Origin of the sequence: Sulfitobacter indolifex (genome assembly GCF_022788655.1) — a bacterium.
GTDB lineage: Bacteria > Pseudomonadota > Alphaproteobacteria > Rhodobacterales > Rhodobacteraceae > Sulfitobacter > Sulfitobacter indolifex.
On the sequence record NZ_CP084951.1, the window covers coordinates 903,060 to 922,249 of the forward strand.

Annotated in this window: 18 protein-coding genes; 14 read left to right on the forward strand and 4 right to left on the reverse strand. The window is 60.6% G+C overall.

The window, feature by feature from the left end:
* Positions 1-5: 5 nt before the first annotated feature.
* The gene (locus DSM14862_RS04460; RefSeq protein ID WP_007119229.1) at positions 6-782 is read right to left on the reverse strand and encodes a Bax inhibitor-1/YccA family protein; all 777 of its coding nucleotides are present in this window, start codon (positions 780-782) and stop codon (positions 6-8) included.
* A gap of 621 nt (positions 783-1,403) precedes the next feature.
* On the opposite strand from DSM14862_RS04460, the gene DSM14862_RS04465 reads away from it, so the two are divergent.
* The 4 genes from DSM14862_RS04465 (at position 1,404) to DSM14862_RS04480 (ending at position 4,588) form a co-directional block, all read left to right on the forward strand.
* On the forward strand, positions 1,404-1,778 hold the full coding sequence (locus DSM14862_RS04465; protein ID WP_040700958.1) for a helix-turn-helix domain-containing protein: 375 nt from the start codon (positions 1,404-1,406) through the stop codon (positions 1,776-1,778).
* A gap of 124 nt (positions 1,779-1,902) precedes the next feature.
* Positions 1,903-2,703, forward strand: a complete 801-nt coding sequence (gene hisN / locus DSM14862_RS04470) for a histidinol-phosphatase (RefSeq protein WP_007119231.1) — start codon at positions 1,903-1,905, stop codon at positions 2,701-2,703.
* A 134-nt stretch (positions 2,704-2,837) separates the two neighbouring features.
* Positions 2,838-4,172, forward strand: coding sequence for an 8-oxoguanine deaminase (locus tag DSM14862_RS04475; protein ID WP_007119232.1), 1,335 nt, complete (start codon positions 2,838-2,840; stop codon positions 4,170-4,172).
* Positions 4,169-4,588: a CAP domain-containing protein gene (locus tag DSM14862_RS04480; protein ID WP_007119233.1), complete on the forward strand. Its 420-nt coding sequence runs from the start codon at positions 4,169-4,171 to the stop codon at positions 4,586-4,588. Before DSM14862_RS04475 ends, DSM14862_RS04480 begins: the two co-directional genes overlap by 4 nt.
* A gap of 24 nt (positions 4,589-4,612) precedes the next feature.
* Here DSM14862_RS04480 and guaD read toward each other — a convergent pair whose 3' ends face one another.
* Complete coding sequence (guaD, locus tag DSM14862_RS04485) at positions 4,613-5,914, reverse strand: guanine deaminase (RefSeq protein WP_040700960.1); 1,302 nt, start codon at positions 5,912-5,914, stop codon at positions 4,613-4,615.
* Between the two features lie 122 nt (positions 5,915-6,036).
* Between guaD and mgtE the strand changes: the two genes are divergently transcribed.
* The 4 genes from mgtE to DSM14862_RS04505 all read left to right on the forward strand — a co-directional run bounded on the left by mgtE (position 6,037) and on the right by DSM14862_RS04505 (position 10,740).
* Entirely contained in the window at positions 6,037-7,440 is a 1,404-nt protein-coding gene (gene mgtE / locus DSM14862_RS04490) for a magnesium transporter (protein ID WP_007119235.1), read from the forward strand.
* Positions 7,437-8,003: a 5-formyltetrahydrofolate cyclo-ligase gene (locus DSM14862_RS04495; RefSeq protein WP_007119236.1), complete on the forward strand. Its 567-nt coding sequence runs from the start codon at positions 7,437-7,439 to the stop codon at positions 8,001-8,003. The genes mgtE and DSM14862_RS04495 overlap by 4 nt, the downstream gene beginning before the upstream one ends.
* Before the next feature lie 57 nt (positions 8,004-8,060).
* Positions 8,061-8,873, forward strand: a complete 813-nt coding sequence (locus tag DSM14862_RS04500; protein ID WP_007119237.1) for a TIGR00282 family metallophosphoesterase — start codon at positions 8,061-8,063, stop codon at positions 8,871-8,873.
* Between the two features lie 94 nt (positions 8,874-8,967).
* Positions 8,968-10,740, forward strand: a complete 1,773-nt coding sequence (locus DSM14862_RS04505) for an SLC13 family permease (RefSeq protein WP_007119238.1) — start codon at positions 8,968-8,970, stop codon at positions 10,738-10,740.
* Position 10,741: 1 nt separating this feature from the next.
* Here the strand turns inward: DSM14862_RS04505 and DSM14862_RS04510 are convergent, their stop codons facing one another.
* The gene (locus DSM14862_RS04510) at positions 10,742-11,776 is read right to left on the reverse strand and encodes a hypothetical protein (protein WP_007119239.1); all 1,035 of its coding nucleotides are present in this window, start codon (positions 11,774-11,776) and stop codon (positions 10,742-10,744) included.
* A 319-nt stretch (positions 11,777-12,095) separates the two neighbouring features.
* Between DSM14862_RS04510 and DSM14862_RS04515 the strand changes: the two genes are divergently transcribed.
* Positions 12,096-13,448, forward strand: a complete 1,353-nt coding sequence (locus DSM14862_RS04515; protein WP_007119240.1) for a hypothetical protein — start codon at positions 12,096-12,098, stop codon at positions 13,446-13,448.
* Between the two features lie 232 nt (positions 13,449-13,680).
* Positions 13,681-14,421, forward strand: a complete 741-nt coding sequence (locus tag DSM14862_RS04520; protein WP_007119241.1) for a YebC/PmpR family DNA-binding transcriptional regulator — start codon at positions 13,681-13,683, stop codon at positions 14,419-14,421.
* On the opposite strand, the gene DSM14862_RS04525 is transcribed toward DSM14862_RS04520, so the two are convergent.
* Positions 14,418-15,299: a LysR family transcriptional regulator ArgP gene (locus DSM14862_RS04525; RefSeq protein WP_007119242.1), complete on the reverse strand. Its 882-nt coding sequence runs from the start codon at positions 15,297-15,299 to the stop codon at positions 14,418-14,420. The two genes, DSM14862_RS04520 and DSM14862_RS04525, sit on opposite strands and share 4 nt — an antisense overlap.
* 88 nt (positions 15,300-15,387) lie before the next feature.
* Between DSM14862_RS04525 and DSM14862_RS04530 the strand changes: the two genes are divergently transcribed.
* From DSM14862_RS04530 to betB, 4 genes are all read left to right on the forward strand, one after another.
* Positions 15,388-15,987, forward strand: a complete 600-nt coding sequence (locus tag DSM14862_RS04530; RefSeq protein WP_007119243.1) for a LysE/ArgO family amino acid transporter — start codon at positions 15,388-15,390, stop codon at positions 15,985-15,987.
* Positions 15,988-16,042: 55 nt separating this feature from the next.
* Complete coding sequence (locus DSM14862_RS04535; RefSeq protein WP_007119244.1) at positions 16,043-16,972, forward strand: DMT family transporter; 930 nt, start codon at positions 16,043-16,045, stop codon at positions 16,970-16,972.
* 92 nt (positions 16,973-17,064) lie between these two features.
* A complete protein-coding gene (gene betI, locus DSM14862_RS04540; RefSeq protein ID WP_007119245.1) occupies positions 17,065-17,640 on the forward strand; it encodes a choline-binding transcriptional repressor BetI in 576 nt (191 codons plus the stop codon).
* A gap of 76 nt (positions 17,641-17,716) precedes the next feature.
* Positions 17,717-19,174, forward strand: a complete 1,458-nt coding sequence (betB, locus tag DSM14862_RS04545) for a betaine-aldehyde dehydrogenase (RefSeq protein ID WP_007119246.1) — start codon at positions 17,717-17,719, stop codon at positions 19,172-19,174.
* Positions 19,175-19,190: the final 16 nt, after the last annotated feature.

Here is a 19,190-nt window from a genome sequence, read left to right on the forward strand (position 1 = left end):
AACGCTTATTCGCGGTTACCGAAAAGCGACAGCAACATCATGAACATGTTGATGAAGTTCAGATAGAGGTTCAGCGCGCCCATGATGGCGGCTTTGCCCAGCCATTCTGTGTCGCCGTGCTGCGCATGGGCCAGATATTCGGTCTTGATGCGCTGTGTGTCATAGGCGGTCAGACCCGCGAAGATCAGCACACCGATTGCGGAAATGGCGAACATCAGCGCCGAAGACGCGAGGAAAATGTTCACGATGGACGCCACGACCAGGCCAATCACACCCATGATGAGGAAGCTGCCCCAACCGGAGATGTCTTTCTTGGTGGTGTAGCCCCAAAGCGACAGGCCTGCGAAGGCGATCGACGTGATCAGGAAGATCTGCGCGATTGAGTAGCCGGTGAAGACTAAGAAGATCGAGCTGATCGAAATGCCCATAACGGCGGCGAAGGCGTAGAACACGACCTGTGCCGTAGCTGCCGACATTTTGTTGATCATCGCGCTAAAGCCAAAGACAAAGGCCAGCGGAGCGAACATCACCACCCATTTCAGCGGCGACGCGTAAAGAGCATAACCCAATTGGGTCAGGTATTTGTCTTGGCTCAGCTGAGCGACAGCGGCGGAGGGATCGGTGGTGACCGACAGACCCGAAATAGCCCAAGCCGCAGCGAAGGTGATGAGCATGCCAATCGACATGGTGCCATACACCTTGTTCATATGCGCACGCAGCCCCGCATCGATCGCAGAAGCGCGCGACCCGGCAGAAGTGCGAATTGTATTGACGTCAGCCATTTAGAGACTCCCATTGGCAAAATTGCGTGCCGGAAGCGAGCCGACACGTTCTTGGGGTTAAATATCGGGTCTGACGGCGCAAATTTCAAGTGCCTTGCGGCCTGATTCCATGGCGAAAATTGTAGGTTTCTTGGAAGCCTTGGGGAGGGGGAAAACGGGGGTGATATTGCGTCTATGTGCTACTTACTGCCGCCCAGAATGCCGTCATCAGCGGAAAATCACCTGTGTTTGCTGCGCGACGAACGACAGGGACGGCAGGTGATCAGAACCCATTTGAAGCAAAAATGTGGCATTTATAGGATCTGCTCGGAACTGATTGATATTTTTCGCGTTCACCCAGTGGTTGCCGAGCGGGAAACCGATACAGCCAAGAAAAATTGGCGGTTTCTTACATGCCCGGCAATAGGAAAAGGGAGCGAAGCACCACCTGAGGTTGCGATTAGACCGGGCAGATTTTTACCATCACGTAAAACTTCTTTGCCGAACTTCACGCAACCGCTATGATAGGGGGGAGACATTTGGCGCAACCAATGCGGTATTGCGCGGGGTGACGGCGCAATTCGTTCTTGTTTGGAAACGAGATAGGCACGGTGGCATGTGCCCCTATAAGGAATAGGCAAGATGGTACATGTAGTAGACGTGCACGTCGGTAAACGCATCCGGCAACGACGGTGGCTGACCGGAATGACCCAGCAAAAGCTGGCAGAACTGGTTGGCATAAAGTTTCAACAAATCCAGAAGTACGAGACGGGCGCGAACCGCGTGAGTGCGTCGCGGCTGTGGGATATCGCGGATGCGCTCGGGGTGCCGGTGTCGTTTTTCTTTGAGGGGATAAAGGACGACCAAGCGGAGGGCACCGCGCCATTAGATGGGCTGCCTGCCGATTTGATGGCCGACAAAGAAGCGATGGAACTGGTGCGCTCTTACTATGCGATCCCGGAAAATCAGCGACGCAGGTTGTTTGAGTTGGCCCGCGTGTTGAGTGACGTGGCCTAAAAGCATGGCCTGAAAATATGGCCAAAAAACGCGGCTTGGACGACGTCGCCTAAACCTGCGTCGGCAGTCCTTTCAACATACTGGTAGGCTTGCGCAAACTAGCGCAAGCTGTCAGGTCTTTCTTATGATGAACACCTCTGATTTCGATCCTGACATTCGCCGCGTTGCCCATCTGATGGCGGATGCCGCGCGGCACGTAATCCTGCCCTATTTCCGCAGCATTGATCTTCAGGCTGACAACAAGCTCGGCGCAGGCTTTGACCCCGTGACAGAGGCCGACCGTGCTGCCGAACGGGCGATGCGCGACGTATTGGCGACAGAGCGGCCTGCAGACGCCATTTTAGGCGAAGAATATGGCGCACACCCCGGCTCATCAGGGCTGACTTGGGTGCTTGATCCCATTGACGGCACACGCGGATTTCTCAGCGGCACGCCGACTTGGGGGGTGCTGATTGCGGTGTCCGATGCCTCGGGGCCGTTTTATGGCATCATTGATCAGCCCTATATCGGTGAGCGGTTTGAAGGGGCGCCGAACGGTGCGCTGATGATCGGCCCGCACGGTCAGCGGACGCTCAAGACCCGCGCACCGCGTGATCTGCGTCAAGCCATCGTCTTCACCACATTTCCCGGAGTGGGCAGCACCGAAGAGGCCAGCGCCTTTCGCGCCGTTGCCTCGCAGGCGCTGCTGACCCGCTATGGTATGGATTGTTACGCCTATGCGCTGGTTGCCGCCGGGCAGGTCGATCTGGTGATTGAGGCGGGGTTGAACGCCTATGACATTCAGGCCCCCATCGCGGTGATCCAAGCGGCAGGCGGTATCGTAACTGATTGGCGGGGCAATCCGGTGCATGAAGGTGGCAGGGCGCTGGCGGCGGCCAATCCCGAAATTCACGCACAGGCGTTGGAGATACTTTCGGCCTATTGATCAAATTGTCGGGACACCGCGGATTGACCGACGCGGCAGCGATGCGATAAAATGGAAAAAGGCCGGTTCTCTCGCCCGTTTTCCATCGGTCCAGCACACTTTTCATGAGACGGGCATAATGAAAAGTGTGACCTATGGCCGAGACGCTCATCCGCGGTGCGGATTTTCTTATCACGATGGACGATACCCGACAGGAGCTTGCGGGCGCGGACCTGCTGCTGCGCGACGGGGTGATCGCTGAGGTCGGGCAGGGTTTGCTGACCAGTGGTGAGATTGTTGAGGCTAAAGGCTGCGTCGTCACGCCGGGCCTCGTGAACACCCACCACCATTTGTACCAAAGCATGACCCGCGCCGTGCCGGGCGCACAGGATGCGCTGCTCTTTGGCTGGCTTCAACGGCTTTACCCGATTTGGGCGCGTATGGGGCCTGAGCATATGTTCGTCTCGGCGCAGATTGGTCTGGCAGAGCTGGCGCTCTCCGGCTGCAGTCTGAGTTCGGATCACCTTTACCTCTACCCCAACGGCGTGCGTTTGGAGGATACGATCCACGCCGCCGCCGAATTGGGCCTACGGTTTCACCCCACGCGCGGATCGATGAGCATCGGCGAGAGCGACGGCGGTCTGCCGCCGGATGCGCTGGTCGAACGTGAGGCCGCAATTTTGGAGGATTGCATCCGCGTGGTCGATGCCTTCCATGACCCTGCCGAAGGGTCGATGTGCCGTGTCGGGCTCGCGCCATGCTCTCCCTTCTCCGTCAGCCGCGAATTGATGCGCGACACGGCGCTGCTGGCCCGCGACAAAGGTGTGATGCTGCACACCCATCTGGCAGAGAATGCCGAAGATGTGGCCTATTCGCTTGAGAAATTCGGCTGCCGCCCCGGTGAATATGCCGAAAGCCTTGGTTGGCTGGGCGATGACGTTTGGCATGCCCATTGTGTGCAGTTGGACGGGGCCGAGATTGATCTCTTTGCCCGGACCCGCACCGGTGTGGCGCATTGCCCCTGTTCCAATTGCCGCCTTGGGTCGGGCATCGCGCCGGTGCGGGCGATGCTGGACGCAGGCGTGCCGCTGGGGCTAGGTGTTGACGGATCGGCCAGCAACGACAGCGGCAATCTGGCAGCCGAGGCGCGGCAAGCGATGCTGTTGCAGCGTGTGTCACGCGGCGCTGATGCGATGAGCCCGCGTGCGGCGCTGGAACTGGCGACGCGGGGTGGGGCAGATGTGCTGGGGCGGCCCGATTGTGGGCGACTGATGCCCGGCAAGCGCGCCGATGTCGCGATCTGGGATGTTTCGGGCGTGCAAAGTGCGGGCAGTTGGGACCCGGCTGCGCTGCTTCTTGCCGGCCCGACGACGGTGCGTGACCTTTTCGTTGAAGGTCGTCAAGTGGTGCGGGATGGTCAAATTACCACGATTGACTTGGCCGCACAGGTGGCGCGGCAGAACGCATTGGCGAAAGGCTTGGCTGAATGAGGCCATTTTTTCTATCGATACTGATGTTGGCAGGGATGCCAGCATGGGCCGACCCGATGGGGTTGGAGCGCGTAAATGCGTTGCGGGATGTGCAGGGGCTAAAACCGTTGATCTATGATGGCCGCTTGGCGCAGGCGGCTCAAACACATGCCACCGATATGGCAGAGCATGACTATTTCAGCCACAGAGGCCGCGATGGCACAGATGTAGGCCGTCGTGCCGCGATGGCGGGTTATCAATGGTGTTTTGTCGCTGAGAATATCGCCAAAGGGCAGCAGTCCTTGGATGAGGTCATGACCGGTTGGACCAATTCGCCGGGGCATTACCGCAATATGGTCGACAGCCGCGCCGAAGAGATGGGGCTGGTGCGGGCCGATAGTGAGGTCTGGGTCATGGTGCTGGGCGCGCCCTGCTGAGAGGGCCCAATCACGGGTGGCGCGTTACGCCGTGCCACCCCGACGCGTACCCGCAACCCAAACATCTGCAATCGCGCGATCATCGCCCATCATGATGGTGGCGAAAAGGCTTTCCCAGATATCCTTGGCCGCTTCGTGACGCTGCGCGATCGCGGGGGTGGAATCCAGTGAAAGCACGGTGATATCCGCCTCCATCCCAGCGGCCAGACTGCCCACGTCATCTTGCAGATGCAGGCTGCGGGCCGAGCCTGCGGTGGCGAGCCAGATCAGCTGCGCCGCGTGCAGTGGCGTGCCGCGCAACTGGCCGACCTCATAGGCCGCCGCCATGGTGCGCAGCATCGAAAACGACGAGCCGCCCCCGGTATCTGTGGCCAGTGCCAGCGGGATGCCCCGCGCGGCAAGACCGGTCATGTCAAACAGCCCAGAACCGATGAAAGTGTTGGAGGTGGGGCAATGCACCAGCGCGCCGCCCGTCTCGGCCAGCCGGTCGATCTCACGCGGCTCTAGGTGAATCGCATGGCCGTAGAGCCCGCGTTCGCCGAGTAGCCCGTGGGCCTCATAGGTATCAAGATAGTCGCGGGCCTGCGGAAACAGTCCGCGGACCCATTCGATCTCATCAGTTTGTTCGCTGAGGTGGGTTTGCATCAGACAGGTCGGATGCTCCGCCCAAAGCGCACCGAGTGCTGAGAGCTGCTCCGGCGTCGAGGTGGGAGAGAAACGCGGCGTGATTGCATAGCTCGCGCGGCCCTTGCCGTGCCAGCGCTCGATCAGCGCTTTGCTGTCATCATAGGCCGATTGCACCGTGTCGCGCAGACCCTCAGGGGCGTTGCGGTCCATGCAGGTCTTGCCCGCGACGATCCGTTGCCCGCGTTCTGCTGCAGCCTGAAACAGCGCATCGGCGCTATGGGGGTGGATCGTGCAGTAAGACGCGACCGTGGTGGTGCCGTGGGCCAGCGTCAGGTCAAGATAGCGCGCGGCGATCTCACCCGCATAGGCCGGATCCGATAGGCGCATCTCTTCGGGGAAGGTATAGGTGTTGAGCCAGTCGATCAGCCGCTTGCCCCATGACGCGATGATCGCGGTCTGTGGGTAATGCACGTGGGCGTCGACAAAACCGGGACAGATCAGAGCATCGGGATAATCTGTCACCTCGGCCTGCGGATGTGCGGCACGCAAGCGTTCGCCATTCCCAACGGCAGTGATGCGGCCCTCTTCGATCAGCACCCCACCTTCGGTGTCGATCTTTACGGCATCCTCCCACGCGCTTTGCATCGGGTTGCCAGAATAGGTGAGCGTCGCGCCCAAAAGGAGTCGTTGATTTGTCATGCCAGTGGTTTAGGTGAGGGCGAGACGGGGAACAATACCGAAGCGTCGTAGGTGCCGTTGTGCCCCTGATGCCGCTCGCCTATTGTCGCCTCCAACAAGGGCACAGGCACGGAGAGCAGCGGATGTCAGAGCAGATCGAAGAGCTGGATCCGGCGGTAGCCTCTGAAGAGAGTGCCGAGGCCTATATGCTGGACCGCAAGGCCGTCGCCGCGATCCTTGAAACCGTGGAGGCCGGGGATCAGGCGCATCTGACCCAGTTGATGGAGCCGCTGCACGCGGCGGACATCGCTGACCTTTTGGAGCAGATAGGCGAGGACGACCGCGCCGCGTTGATCCGGCTTTATGGGCAGGAATTCGACGGCGAGATCCTGTCGGAACTCGACGAGTCGATTCGCGAAGAAGTCATCTCGATCCTGACGCCGCAGGTGTTGACCCAAGCGGTGCGCGAGCTTGACAGCGATGATGTGGTCGACCTGATCGAAGATCTGGAAGATGCGCAGCAGGAAACCATCCTCGACGCGTTGGAGGAGACTGACCGGGTCGCTGTTGAACAGGCGCTGAACTGGCCGGAGTATTCTGCCGGTCGTCTGATGCAGCGCGAGGTTGTGATGGCGCCCGAGCATTGGACGGTGGGTCAAGCGATCGACCATCTGCGCGCCACCAAGGAAGAAGACCTTCCAGATCAATTTTACCACATCGTCATGGTCGATCCGCGCCTGCACCCGGTGGGCAATGTGACGTTGGGCAAGCTTATGCGCTCGCGCCGCGATACACGGCTGGCGGATATTCTTGAGGAAACGTTCCAGATTATCCCGGCAATGCGAGACGAGGGCGATGTGGCCTATGCGTTCAACCAGTACCACTTGATCTCGGCCCCCGTGGTCGATGAAGAGGGGCGGCTGATCGGTGTCATTACCATCGACGACGCCATGGCGGTGCTGGATGAAGAACACGAAGAAGATATTTTGCGTCTGGCGGGTGTGGGCGAAGGCTCGCTTTCTGACCGTGTGACGGAAACGACAAAACAACGCCTGCCGTGGCTTGCGGTGAACCTTGTGACGGCGATTGCGGCATCGATGGTGATCTCACAATTCGAAGCCGCCATCGCGCAGATCGTGGCACTGGCTGTGCTGATGCCGATCGTGGCGTCGATGGGCGGCAATGCGGGCACACAGAGCTTGACCGTCGCGGTGCGCGCCATCGCGACGAAAGACCTTACCGGCTCCAACGTCTGGCGGGTGATCCGGCGGGAGGTTCTCGTCGGGTTGGTCAACGGGGTGATTTTCGCGGTGATCATGGGGATCGTTGGCGTGGTGTGGTTCGGCTCTCCAGCGCTGGGCTATGTGATCGCCACGGCGATGGTGATTAACCTTGTCGTGGCGGGGCTTGCGGGTACTGGCATTCCGATCCTGCTCGAACGGTTCGGGATTGATCCGGCGCTGGCTTCGGGGGCCTTTGTGACCACGGTAACGGATGTGGTCGGCTTTTTCGCCTTCCTCGGGCTTGCGGCGCTGGTGCTGCTGTGAGCGACGCTGCGGCGCGAAAGGCAGCGGCCCGCAAGGCCGCCTTTGCCCGCCGCAAACCCTTGTTTGATCAGGCGAATGCCGCGCAGGGGGGGTATCTCTCGGAGGTGCTGGCAGGCTACCGTGGCGTGCCGCTTTCGGGATTCATGCCGATCCGGACCGAGATTGACCCCCGCCCGGCCATGGCCGAGGCCTGCGCCCACGGCCCGGTCGGCGTGCCGGTGATCATGTGGCCCGACCACCCGCTCTCCTTCTCGCGCTGGACGCCAGAGACGCCAATGGTCGCGGGCAGCTTCGGCGCGATGATCCCAGAACATAACGATTTTTTCGAGCCCGAGATCGTGATCGTGCCGCTGCTGGCCTTCAACCGCGCAGGGGCGCGGCTGGGCTATGGCGGCGGGTTTTATGACCGGACACTGGCGATGCTGCGCGGGCGGAGGGCCACGATGGCGATTGGTTTCGCCTTTGCAGGGCAGGAATGCGATGACATTCCACTTGAGGAAACCGATGAGCCGCTTGATCTGATCGTGACAGAGGCTGGCGTGATCGAAGTGCCGCAACGCTAACCCGCCCACGTGGAATAAGGGTTGCCGCCAAGCCGCGCGCGTCCTAGTCCATAAGTTATGAAGATTTTGTTTCTTGGCGATGTGATGGGCCGGGCCGGACGGCGGGCGATCACCGAAAATCTGGCGCGGCTGCGGCGCGACTGGAAGCTCGATTTTATTGTGGTCAACGGCGAGAATGCGACCGGCGGCATGGGCCTTTCGGGCGCACATGCCAAGACGCTGCTGGAGGCCGGGGCTGACTGTCTGACCCTTGGCGATCACGCTTTCGATCAAAAAGACATGCTCAGCTTTATCGAGCAAGAGCCCCGCGTGATCCGACCGCTGAACTTTTCCAAGAATGCGCCGGGCAAGGGGGCCAAGCTGTTCACAGCGCAGAATGGCAAGAAGGTTTTGGTCACCCAAGCGCTTGGCCAAGTCTTTATGAAACGGCCCTTTGATGATCCCTTTTCAGCGCTGGAGCCGGTGCTGAAAACGCACCCTCTGGGCGGGATGGCGCAGGCAATCATCGTCGATATGCATTGCGAAGCCACGAGCGAGAAGATGGCCATGGGCCATTGGTGCGACGGGCGGGCGAGCCTTGTTGTCGGCACCCATACCCATGTGCCCACGGCCGATGCGATGATCCTGCCGGGCGGCACGGCCTACCTCAGCGATGCGGGCATGTGCGGCGATTATCATTCGGTGATTGGCATGGATAAGGCCGAGCCGCTGCGCCGTTTCATCACCGGCATGCCGCGCGAACGTTTCACCCCTGCCAATGGCGAGGCGACGCTGTCGGGTGTCTATATTGAGACCGATGACCGCACGGGCCGTTCCACACGGATCGTGCCGGTGCGCGATGGCGGTGCCCTACAGGCCAGCGCACCTTAAGATCAGCAAGGCGCGGCCCGTGCGTCGCGCTTGCACCGAGGGCCGCAATCGGCGTAACTGGACAACGGCCTTTTGCCCGAATGACAGGTTCTTGATGGAATTTTTCAGCTTCTCTCCGATGGAGACGGCCGTACTCACCCTTGTGGTGGTCGGCATGATGTTCGTGCTTTTCTTGCGCGAAGCTTTCCCTACCGAAGTGGTCGCCATCGCCGGTGCCGCGCTGCTGCTGGCCATCGGCGTTTTGCCCTATGACGATGCGCTAGCAGTGCTGTCAAACCCCGCGCCTTGGACCATCGCGGCCATGTTCATCATCATGGGGGCCTTGGTGCGGACGGGCGCGCTGGATGTGCTGACCCGGCTTGCTGAGCGAACGGCCAAGACCCACCCGAAATCCGCAGTGGCGGGGGTGATCCTGTCGGTCATGGCGGCCAGCGCGATTATGAACAACACGCCCGTCGTCGTGGTGATGATCCCGGTGGTGGTGCAGCTGACCCGCACGCTTAACACCAAAGCCTCTAAGTTGCTGATTCCGCTCAGCTATGCCGCGATCATGGGCGGCTCTCTCACGCTGATCGGCACCTCGACCAACCTTCTGGTTGATGGTGTGGCGCGGTCTCAGGGGATGGAGCCTTTCGGCATTTTCGAGATCCTCCCCGTGGGCCTTGTGGTCTGCGCGTGGGGCCTGATCTATATGCTGTTCTTCGCAGACAAGCTGCTGCCCGCGCGCGACAGCATGGCGAATATGCTCTCTGACCGCTCCAAGATGAAGTTCTTTACCGAGGCGGTGATCCCCCCCGAGAGCAACTTGATTGGCCGTGAAGTGTTGGATGTGCAGCTGTTCAAACGCGAAGGCGTGCGGCTGATCGACGTGGTGCGCGGCGACGATTCATTGCGACGCAACCTTAAGGGCGTTGAGCTTCAGGTCGGAGATCGCGTCGTGCTGCGGACCCAGATGACCGAGCTTCTGAGCCTGCAAAACAACAAGGAACTGCGCCGGGTTGATCAGCTTTCGGCGGTGGAGACCACGACCGTTGAGGTGCTGATCACGCCGGGCTGCCGGATGGTGGGTCGCTCTCTTGGCTCAATGCGGCTACGGCGGCGCTACGGGGTTTATGCGCTGGCGGTGCATCGGCGGAACCAGAATATCGGCCAGCAGCTTGATCAATTGATCATCAAAGTGGGCGACACGCTGCTGCTGGAAGGCGCGGCAGAGGACATTCAGCGGTTGGCCAGCGACATGAACCTTGTCGACGTGACCCAACCCTCGGCCCGCGCTTTTCGTCGCGGCCATGCGCCGATCGCCATTGCCGCACTGGTAGGGATCGTCACATTGGCGGCCTTCAACGTAGCGCCGATTTTGGCTTTGGCCGTGATCGCCGTGGCCGTGGTCCTGGTGACGGGCTGTATCGACGCGGAGGAGGCTTTCTCTTTCGTGGAAGGGCGTTTGCTGGCGCTGATCTTTGCCATGTTGGCCGTGGGGGCTGCGCTGCAAAACTCAGGCGCGATCACCCTGATCGTCGATAATATCGCGCCGGGGCTGGCGGAACTCCCGCCTTACTTCATCATTCTGTCCGTGTTCCTGCTGACCACGACCCTGACCGAGATCGTCAGCAACAATGCCGTGGCGGTGATCATGACGCCCATCGCCATCAGTCTTAGCACCGCGCTTGGCATGGACCCGCGCCCCTTGGTGGTGGCGGTGATGATCGCGGCCTCTTGCGCCTTTGCCACGCCCATTGGCTATCAGACCAACACGCTGGTTTACGGGCCGGGGGGGTATAAATTTACCGATTTCATGCGCATCGGGATCCCGCTGAACCTAAGCATGTCGCTGCTGGTCAGCGCGGTGATCCCGCTGTTTTGGTAGGTCAGGCGCTGCGCTGCGCCTCAGACTGGGCGGTGATCTCTTCAAAGCCCGCCTGAGCCTCAAGGAAGTTGCGTGTGAGCGGCGCAGTGAGTTCGGATTGGTCTGAGAAATAGGCCCCAACCCGGCAGATATGCGCCGCGAACTCGGGGTGCACGCCCGCATCGTCATAGCGCCGAATGCGGTCTTTGCTCAGCCAGCCGCGTTTCTTGGCCTCTTTGCTGATCAGCTTAAGCCGCTGCACCGCGTGAAAGGTCAGGTAGACCGAAAGATAGTCGAGGTAGTCGGGCAGGGGGATGCCGCAGGTGGGATCGAAGGCGTCGATCACTACATCGACCATGTCTTGTGGTGCAACCGGCCACGCCTCGTCCCCGATCAGCCAAGCGATGTCTTCGGCACCGTGACGCAGCCCGGCGTATTCAAAGTCGAACCAACGCAGCTTGTCATCGTGGCCGATCGCGGCATTGCCGGACCGGCAATCCCATTTCACAAATTGCCGCGCCGGGGCATTGATGCGCTCATAGGCTGCGGTGCGGTCAAACTGGTCCGAGATACCGCCGCCGAGGTCTTTCAAAAAGTCCACCGCATCCACGAAGTTCAACACCCAATCGCGGTTGTTTCCCAGATGCGGCATAATGGCATTCAGCTCGGTCTGTCGCGCAGCACCATGGATGCGGAAAATGGCCGATACGGCCTCAGCCGCCAGATCAAGCTGCACCGCTGGCGCGACCTGCGCGACCTCAACGTTAAGCCGGCGTTTGCCCACATCGGACTGGAACATGATCTCGCCCACCACGCCCAGACATTCGGGCAGGTCGCTGCAATGGCGGCTAAGTTCGGTCAGCACATGCGCTTCTAGATGGGTGCGGCGAAAGTTTGGGCGCAGGGTGGCGATGACGGTGCGGTCGGTCAGGTGCAGACGAAAGCTCGACCGGTTTTCGCCGCCCGGTGCCGATACCCGCGCGATGTCTTGGCCGAAGTGTTTGCGCGCCGCTGCGACAATCTGCGCCTGAGCGCTTTTTTCCTTAGGTCGTGCCATGAGGCCTCCGCTGGTGTTTTCGCTTGTGTAGGTCGGTTGACTGACGACGGTACGGCGGGTTTTGGGCAAAACAAAGGCAATTTCACCCTATACGGACAGAGTGATTCGTCGCCCTTAGGGGTGTTTGAGCTATACTAAAGGACAATGCACACATGGGGTGCGCACTGTTTCGAGTTTGGGTAGGTAATTTGCCCAATTCACCGAAAAGATGGAAAGAATTTGCCGCAAACAAGCAGAGCCTGTTAGTTTCGCAGGTCTGTGGGGGACGCGGTGCTGCAATGCAATCGCGACTGCAATATGTATATGAGGGATTGGCGTCATGGGTTACAGATTCTCGAAGGGTTGGGACAGCAAAGACAATAGCTGGTCCACCGACGATGCGGCGGGCAGCGGTTGTGATGCCAGCGGAACAAAGTCCTATCATAACGGCGGGGTAGAAGGGTCTTCCTTCGCCAAATGGTACGACGAAAACCTAGCCGGGAAGTTCGACGGTAACGATGACGGCAAAGGCTCTGGCTCTGGCGGCACGAAGGGTTCTGGCTCTGGCGGCACGAAGGGCTCCGGCTCGGGCGGCACGAAGGATTCCGGCTCTGGCGGGACCAAGGGCTCCGGTTCTGGCGGCACGAAAGGTTCCGGCTCTGGCGGTACGAAGGGTTCCGGCTCTGGCGGTACGAAGGGTTCCGGCTCTGGCGGTACGAAGGGTTCCGGCTCTGGCGGTACGAAGGGTTCCGGCTCTGGCGGTACGAAGGGTTCCGGCTCTGGCGGTACGAAGGGTTCCGGCTCTGGCGGTACGAAGGGTTCCGGCTCTGGCGGTACGGAGGGCTCCGGCTCTGGCGGCACGAAAGGTTCCGGTTCTGGCGGCACGAAGGGTTCTGGTTCTGGCGGCACGAAGGGTTCTGGCTCTGGCGGCACGAAGGGTTCCGGCTCTGGCGGCACGAAGGGTTCCGGTTCTGGCGGTACGAAGGGCTCCGGTTCTGGCGGCACGAAGGGTTCCGGCTCTGGCGGCACGAAGGGTTCCGGCTCTGGCGGTACGAAGGGTTCCGGTTCTGGCGGCACGAAGGGCACGGATACAGGCGGTGACGACAAGACGACGCTGAACTTCACAGTGGGCGACCCTGCGGAGATCAATGTATCGGTTACTGAAACGGACACCGGAACGCTGTTCTTCAAGCTATCGCAGGTTCAATTCGACGGTAACGAAGCCGAGATTGATGAAGTCTACTTCAACCTGACAGATGGCAGCGGGGTAGAGACCCTTTATTTCTTCCCAACCGCAGGCAGTCGCGATGTGAGTGACATTCAGGCTGCTGATGATGGGGTGAACGGTGCCGGGGGCACCTTTGACGTAGGGTTGAAGTTTGACCCGACGGCTGAAAACGCCGCCAATGGGGTTAAAGCGACTGACTTCACACTTTCTTCACACGATGGGCCATTGTCTTTTGAAGACATCGACTTGGCCGGTATGCGTGTCGTCGTTGATGTCGACGAAAATGGAGAGGGTGATGTGTTGGGCGTCACTGGGGGGATCGATCCCCTTGATGCGGACCCCGACGACGCTGACACCTCGGAAAGCGCGACCGCCCTCATGGATGCGCTCAGCCTTACCTCCACACCTTCAGACGAAGACGAACAGGCCGACGCTTGTGAGGATGACGCCTTCGACATGGCCTGATAGCCCGTCATTGAACTAAAGAAAGGCGCGCCCATGTGGCGCGCCTTTTTGCATTGGGCGTCATCTTTCCGAGAGATTTGCCACCACTGCCTTTGCCCAAAGAACGCCCGGAATCTTATACAGAAATGGAGAAACAACAGACCGACAAGCCGCCACAAAGGCGGCACGGCTTGTTCCAGCGCAGCGGCTGGCCTATAGAGTGGCGCAAACGCATTGCCAGAACGAGGTATTCATGGCCGGTCACTCCAAATGGGCAAACATTCAGCATCGCAAAGGCCGTCAGGACAAGCTGCGCGCCAAGGTGTTTTCCAAACTTTCCAAGGAAATCACCATCGCGGCCAAGATGGGCGACCCTGACCCGGAAAAGAACCCGCGTCTGCGCATGGCTGTGAAAGAGGCCAAGGGCCAGTCCATGCCCAAGGACAACATCGAACGCGCGATCAAGAAGGCAATCGGCGGCGAGGGCGAGGACTACGAGGAAATCCGCTATGAGGGCTATGGCCCGAATGGTGTGGCGGTGATCGTTGAAGCGATGACCGACAACCGCAACCGCACCGCCTCGACCGTGCGCTCGACCTTTACCAAGAACGGCGGCAATCTGGGCGAAACCGGTTCGGTCGGCTTTATGTTTGAGCGCAAGGGCGAGGTGATTTACCCCGCTTCTGTCGGCGACGCGGACACCGTGATGATGGCGGCGATTGAGGCCGGGGCCGAGGATGTGGAAAGCTCCGAGGACGGGCATGTGATCTATTGCACGGATACCGATCTTAACGATGTGTCCACCGCGCTTGAGGCGGAATTGGGCGAGTCAGAATCGACCAAACTGATTTGGCGTCCGACCACGACGACAGAGATGGACCTTGAGGCCATGGAAAAGCTGATGAAGCTTGTCGATGCGCTTGAGGAAGACGACGACGTGCAGCGCGTCACCACCAACTTTGAGGCCTCTGACGAGGTTATGGCGCAGCTTTAACGCGCCTCTTGCACCAGCGCCTCGCGCGCCGCGGCCCGAATGGCAGCGGTGAGCGGGGCCAGCGCGGGCGCCATGATCCGCGCCACTTGCCAATAGAGCGGCACATCCAGCGGCAGAGCGGCGTCGAGCGAGACGAGGCTGCCCTTCTTCATATCGTCAGCCACCAGCGGGGCAGGGTTCATGCCCCAGCCCAAACCTTCGCGCGCTGCCGCCACAAATCCGTGGCTTGAGGGCAGATGGTGGCTTGGCGGGGTGAGCCGTTGCCCGGTTTTCTGCATCAGCCAGCGCCCTTGCAACTGGTCCTTGCGGTCAAAGGTGAGGATCGGTGCGCGGGCAAGCGCGGCAGGTGTGACGCCATCGGCGAACCAGTCTCTCACATAAGCCGGGCTGGCAGTTGCATGATAGCGAAGCGCGCCTAAGGTCAGCACATTGCATCCCGGCGCCGCGCGGGCCTGTGCGGTGACTGCCGCGCTGACCTCTCCTCGGCGCAGCCAGTCGGCAGATGTGTCCTGATCGTCGATCACCAAATCAAAGAGCATCTCAGGTATCTGTGCCAACGCGGGGATGAGCCATGTCGCCAGCACATCCGCAGGCACGGCGAGCCGAAGCCGGGGGGCGGTGACACTGTCGCTGGTCCCTAAAGCCTGCGCTTCCAGCAGGGCGACATCCTCGGCATGTTTGGCGAGCCGCTGGCCCAAAGGGGTTGGCGTGCAGGGCTGGCCGCGCAGCACCAACGTCGCGCCCACCCGGTCCTCTAAGGCCTTCAACCGTTGCGAGATCGCCGAAGGCGTCACACCAAGCGCCGCCGACGCGGCATCGAAACTGCCGAGACGCAGGATATAGGCGAGGGCGGTCAATTGGGCACTGTCGAGCTGCATAAGTTTTTCTAATCCCGGCGAAGACTATTGAATTTGAGTAATCTGATCCACCGCGCTAGGCAAGGGCATCAAAAGACTGGACATTCCAATGCTGACCTCATTCCTTCCCGGCTTTGCCCTGAGCCTTACCCTCATCATGGCCATTGGTGCACAGAATGCCTTTGTGCTGCGCCAAGGACTGCGGCGCGAACATGTGTTGCCTGTGGTCCTGCTCTGCGCCGGTTCTGATGCGCTTCTGATTGGGGCGGGGGTTGCCGGTTTTGGCGCATTGGCCGAGGCGGCACCGTGGTTTGGCCCGCTGATGCGCTATGGCGGCGCGGCTTTTTTGCTGTGGTACGGCTGGCGCAACGCGGTGTCGGCTTGGCACGGCGGAGAGGGGCTTGAGGCGGAAGGCCAAGCGACCCGCAGCTTGGGCAAGGCCATCCTGACGCTGTTGGCGCTGACGTGGCTGAACCCGCATGTCTATCTCGATACGTTGGTGCTGCTCGGGTCAATCTCGGCGCAATATCCTGATCGCTTGAGCTTTGGCATCGGGGCAGCTTTGGCCAGCTTCGTGTTTTTCGTTGCCCTTGGTTATGGCGCGCGGCTGCTTGCGCCGCTCTTTGCCAAACCGCGCAGTTGGCAGGTTTTGGATGCGCTAATTGCCGTGACTATGTGGGCGATTGCCATCAAACTGCTTGCGATGTGAATAAAAGTGCCGCGGCCATCTTGCCCTTACCTGCGCTTTGGGAAAGGGTCGCGGCATGACACAAAACCCGGCCACCACCCCCGACATCCCCGTTCCCGCCAATCGCCCGCTTGTCGGGGTCTTTTGGATGCTGGTGACGGGGGCTTGTTTCATCGGCGTGACCGCGCTGGTGAAATATATGGGGCCGCGCCTGCCTTCGGCAGAAGCCGCCTTTTTGCGCTATGCGATGGGATTGGTTTTCATCCTGCCGATGCTGCGGTCATTGTTGGCGACACCGGTCAGCAAACGGCAGTGGGGGCTGTTCGGGTTGCGTGGTTTTTTCCACGCGGGCGGGGTAATCTTGTGGTTCTACGCCATGACGCGCCTGCCGATTGCCGAAGTGACGGCGATGAACTACCTCGCGCCGATCTATGTCACCGTCGGCGCTGCGATTTTTCTGGGCGAAAAGCTCGCGGCGCGGCGTATTGTGGCCGTTTGTCTGGGGCTGGCAGGGGCGGCGATTATCCTGCGGCCCGGCTTTCGCGAAGTTTCAACCGGGCATCTGGCGATGCTGCTGGCGGCGGTGGTGTTTGCGGGCTCCTACCTCTTGGCCAAAGTGCTGGCAGACGAAGCGCGCCCGGTGATGATCGTGACCATGCTGTCGATCTTCGTGACCATCGGGCTTGCGCCTTTTGCCTTCACCGTTTGGATCACTCCCACCGCGCAGGAGTTGCTGATCCTCGCCGGCGTCGCCTTCTTCGCCACCGCGGGGCATTTCACCATGACACTGGCATTCGCCGCCGCTCCGGTGACAGTGACGCAGCCGGTGACATTCCTGCAATTGGTCTGGGCCACGATCCTCGGCGTGGTGGTCTTTGCTGAACCGGTGGACATCTGGGTCGTGCTTGGCGGCGCGGTGATTTTGGGCTCGGTCACCTTCATTACATGGCGTGAGGCGATGCTGAAACGGCAAGTCACGCCGCCCTCTCACGCCGCGAAATTCTGACCGAGGCGGCGGCCTCCGGGAACTTGATTGACGCGTCAATAAAAAATCCCCTATCCTGAGGCGGTCGTCACTGCCCCAAGGACCCGAATCTAATGCCCAAAGTCGGAATGGAACCCATTCGCCGCTCTGCGCTGGTCAAAGCCACCATCGCAGAGATCGGCGAAGCTCAGTCGCTTGATGTGACGGTGAGCCAGATCGCCAAGCGGGCGGGCATGTCCAGCGCCTTGGCGCATCACTATTTCGGCGGCAAGAACCAGATTTTCCTCGCCGCGATGCGCCATATCCTGTCGGAATATGCGGCAGGGGTGCGCGAACGGCTGGCCACGGCCCGCACACCACATGACCGGGCGGCGGCGATCATTGTGGCCAGTTTTGACGACACCGGCTTTCACCCCGGCACGATCAGCGCGTGGATGACGCTTTACGCCCATGCCCGCACCAATCCTGAGACACGGCGGCTGCTGACGGCTTATCAAAGCCGCCTGCGCTCCAACCTCACCCATGCGCTGCGCCCGATCAGCCCCCAGCCCGAGGGCGACGCCGAGACCTTGGCAGCGCTGATCGACGGGCTCTACCTGCGCGCCGCGCTGTCGGAGGGCGTCAGCGCGGCTGAGGCCATGACCCGCGCGCTTTATACCCTCGACCTGCTGCTCAAAGCGGGCCGCTGAACACCGCGGAGAATGGCGGCAATGCCGCGCTCCGCCTTTTCGAACACTCCTCGCCTCAGGCAAGAAAGTAACTTTGATGTCCTATGATCCCCAACCCAAAGCCAGCCACTTCATCGACGGCGCCTATGTCGAAGACACCGACGGCACGCCCATCCCGGTGATCTATCCCGCCACGGGCGAAAAGATCGCGACGGTCTATGCCGCCACGCCTACGATTATTGAGCAGGCCATCACCTCGGCGCGCCGTGCACAGGCCGCATGGGCCGCGATGACGGGCACCGAACGGGGCCGCGTGCTGCGCCGTGCCTCGGATTTGATCCGCGAGCGCAACCACGACCTGTCGGTGCTAGAGACCTATGACACCGGCAAACCTTACCAAGAAACCTCTGTTGCCGATGCCACCAGCGGGGCGGACGCGCTGGAGTATTTCGGCGGGCTGGCGGGCAGTCTGACGGGTGAACATATCCAACTGGGCGAAGACTGGGTCTATACCCGCCGCGAGGCGCTTGGCCTCTGTGTCGGCATCGGCGCGTGGAACTACCCCACCCAGATCGCCTGCTGGAAAGCCGCGCCCGCGCTGGCTTGCGGCAATGCGATGATCTTTAAACCGTCGGAAACCACGCCGCTTTGTGCGTTGAAGGTGGCAGAGATTTTGATTGAGGCCGGGCTGCCTGCCGGGCTGTTCAATGTGGTGCAGGGCATGGGCGAGGTGGGCAAGTCGTTGGTCACCGACCCGCGGGTCGATAAAGTGTCGCTCACCGGGTCGGTACCGACGGGCCGCAAAGTCTATGCCGCTGCTGCCGAGGGCATCAAGCACGTGACGATGGAACTGGGTGGCAAATCGCCCATGATCGTCTTTGAGGATGCCGACATCGACAATGCGGTCAGCGGTGCGATTTTGGGTAACTTCTATAGCTCCGGGCAGATCTGCTCGAACGGCACCCGCGTTTTCGTGCATCGCGACATTAAGGAAGCCTTCCTCGCGCGGCTTGCGGAACGCCTAGAAAACGCTGTGATTGGCGATCCGATGGACCCCGAGACCAGCTTTGGCCCGATGGTCAGCGAACGGCAAATGCAGATTGCGTTGGACTATGTAGCGAAGGGCGAGGCCGAGGGCGCGCGGCTGGTCTATGGCGGCCAGCGGATTGAGCGCGACGGCTTTTACATGCAGCCCACGGTCTTTGCTGACGTCAAAGACGATATGGTCATCGCCCGCGAAGAGATCTTTGGCCCCGTTATGGCGGTACTGGACTTCGAGGATGAGGCCGAAGTCATGGCCCGCGCCAATGCCACCGAATTCGGCCTCGCTGCGGGTGTCTTTACCAATGATCTCAGCCGCGCACACCGTGTCGCAGCCGGGTTCGAGGCGGGCACCTGCTACATCAACACCTATAACGACGCGCCGGTCGAAGCGCCCTTTGGGGGCATGAAAAACTCCGGTGTCGGGCGCGAAAACTCCAAGGCGGCGATCAATCATTATAGCCAGTTGAAGTCCGTCTACGTTCGCATGGGCGATGTCGAAGCGCCGTTCTAAGCAACGGAAAATTAGG

Coding starts and splice junctions, on each gene's coding strand:
- DSM14862_RS04475 (WP_007119232.1), top strand. CDS start 2,838: ATGGCCGAGACGCTCATCCGCGGTGCGGATTTTCTTATCACGATGGAC.
- DSM14862_RS04505 (WP_007119238.1), top strand. CDS start 8,968: ATGGAATTTTTCAGCTTCTCTCCGATGGAGACGGCCGTACTCACCCTT.
- DSM14862_RS04535 (WP_007119244.1), top strand. CDS start 16,043: ATGACACAAAACCCGGCCACCACCCCCGACATCCCCGTTCCCGCCAAT.
- betI (WP_007119245.1), top strand. CDS start 17,065: ATGCCCAAAGTCGGAATGGAACCCATTCGCCGCTCTGCGCTGGTCAAA.
- DSM14862_RS04500 (WP_007119237.1), top strand. CDS start 8,061: ATGAAGATTTTGTTTCTTGGCGATGTGATGGGCCGGGCCGGACGGCGG.
- DSM14862_RS04465 (WP_040700958.1), top strand. CDS start 1,404: ATGGTACATGTAGTAGACGTGCACGTCGGTAAACGCATCCGGCAACGA.
- DSM14862_RS04510 (WP_007119239.1), bottom strand. CDS start 11,776: ATGGCACGACCTAAGGAAAAAAGCGCTCAGGCGCAGATTGTCGCAGCG.
- DSM14862_RS04530 (WP_007119243.1), top strand. CDS start 15,388: ATGCTGACCTCATTCCTTCCCGGCTTTGCCCTGAGCCTTACCCTCATC.
- DSM14862_RS04480 (WP_007119233.1), top strand. CDS start 4,169: ATGAGGCCATTTTTTCTATCGATACTGATGTTGGCAGGGATGCCAGCA.
- DSM14862_RS04520 (WP_007119241.1), top strand. CDS start 13,681: ATGGCCGGTCACTCCAAATGGGCAAACATTCAGCATCGCAAAGGCCGT.
- mgtE (WP_007119235.1), top strand. CDS start 6,037: ATGTCAGAGCAGATCGAAGAGCTGGATCCGGCGGTAGCCTCTGAAGAG.
- hisN (WP_007119231.1), top strand. CDS start 1,903: ATGATGAACACCTCTGATTTCGATCCTGACATTCGCCGCGTTGCCCAT.
- DSM14862_RS04525 (WP_007119242.1), bottom strand. CDS start 15,299: ATGCAGCTCGACAGTGCCCAATTGACCGCCCTCGCCTATATCCTGCGT.
- DSM14862_RS04515 (WP_007119240.1), top strand. CDS start 12,096: ATGGGTTACAGATTCTCGAAGGGTTGGGACAGCAAAGACAATAGCTGG.
- DSM14862_RS04460 (WP_007119229.1), bottom strand. CDS start 782: ATGGCTGACGTCAATACAATTCGCACTTCTGCCGGGTCGCGCGCTTCT.
- betB (WP_007119246.1), top strand. CDS start 17,717: ATGTCCTATGATCCCCAACCCAAAGCCAGCCACTTCATCGACGGCGCC.
- guaD (WP_040700960.1), bottom strand. CDS start 5,914: ATGACAAATCAACGACTCCTTTTGGGCGCGACGCTCACCTATTCTGGC.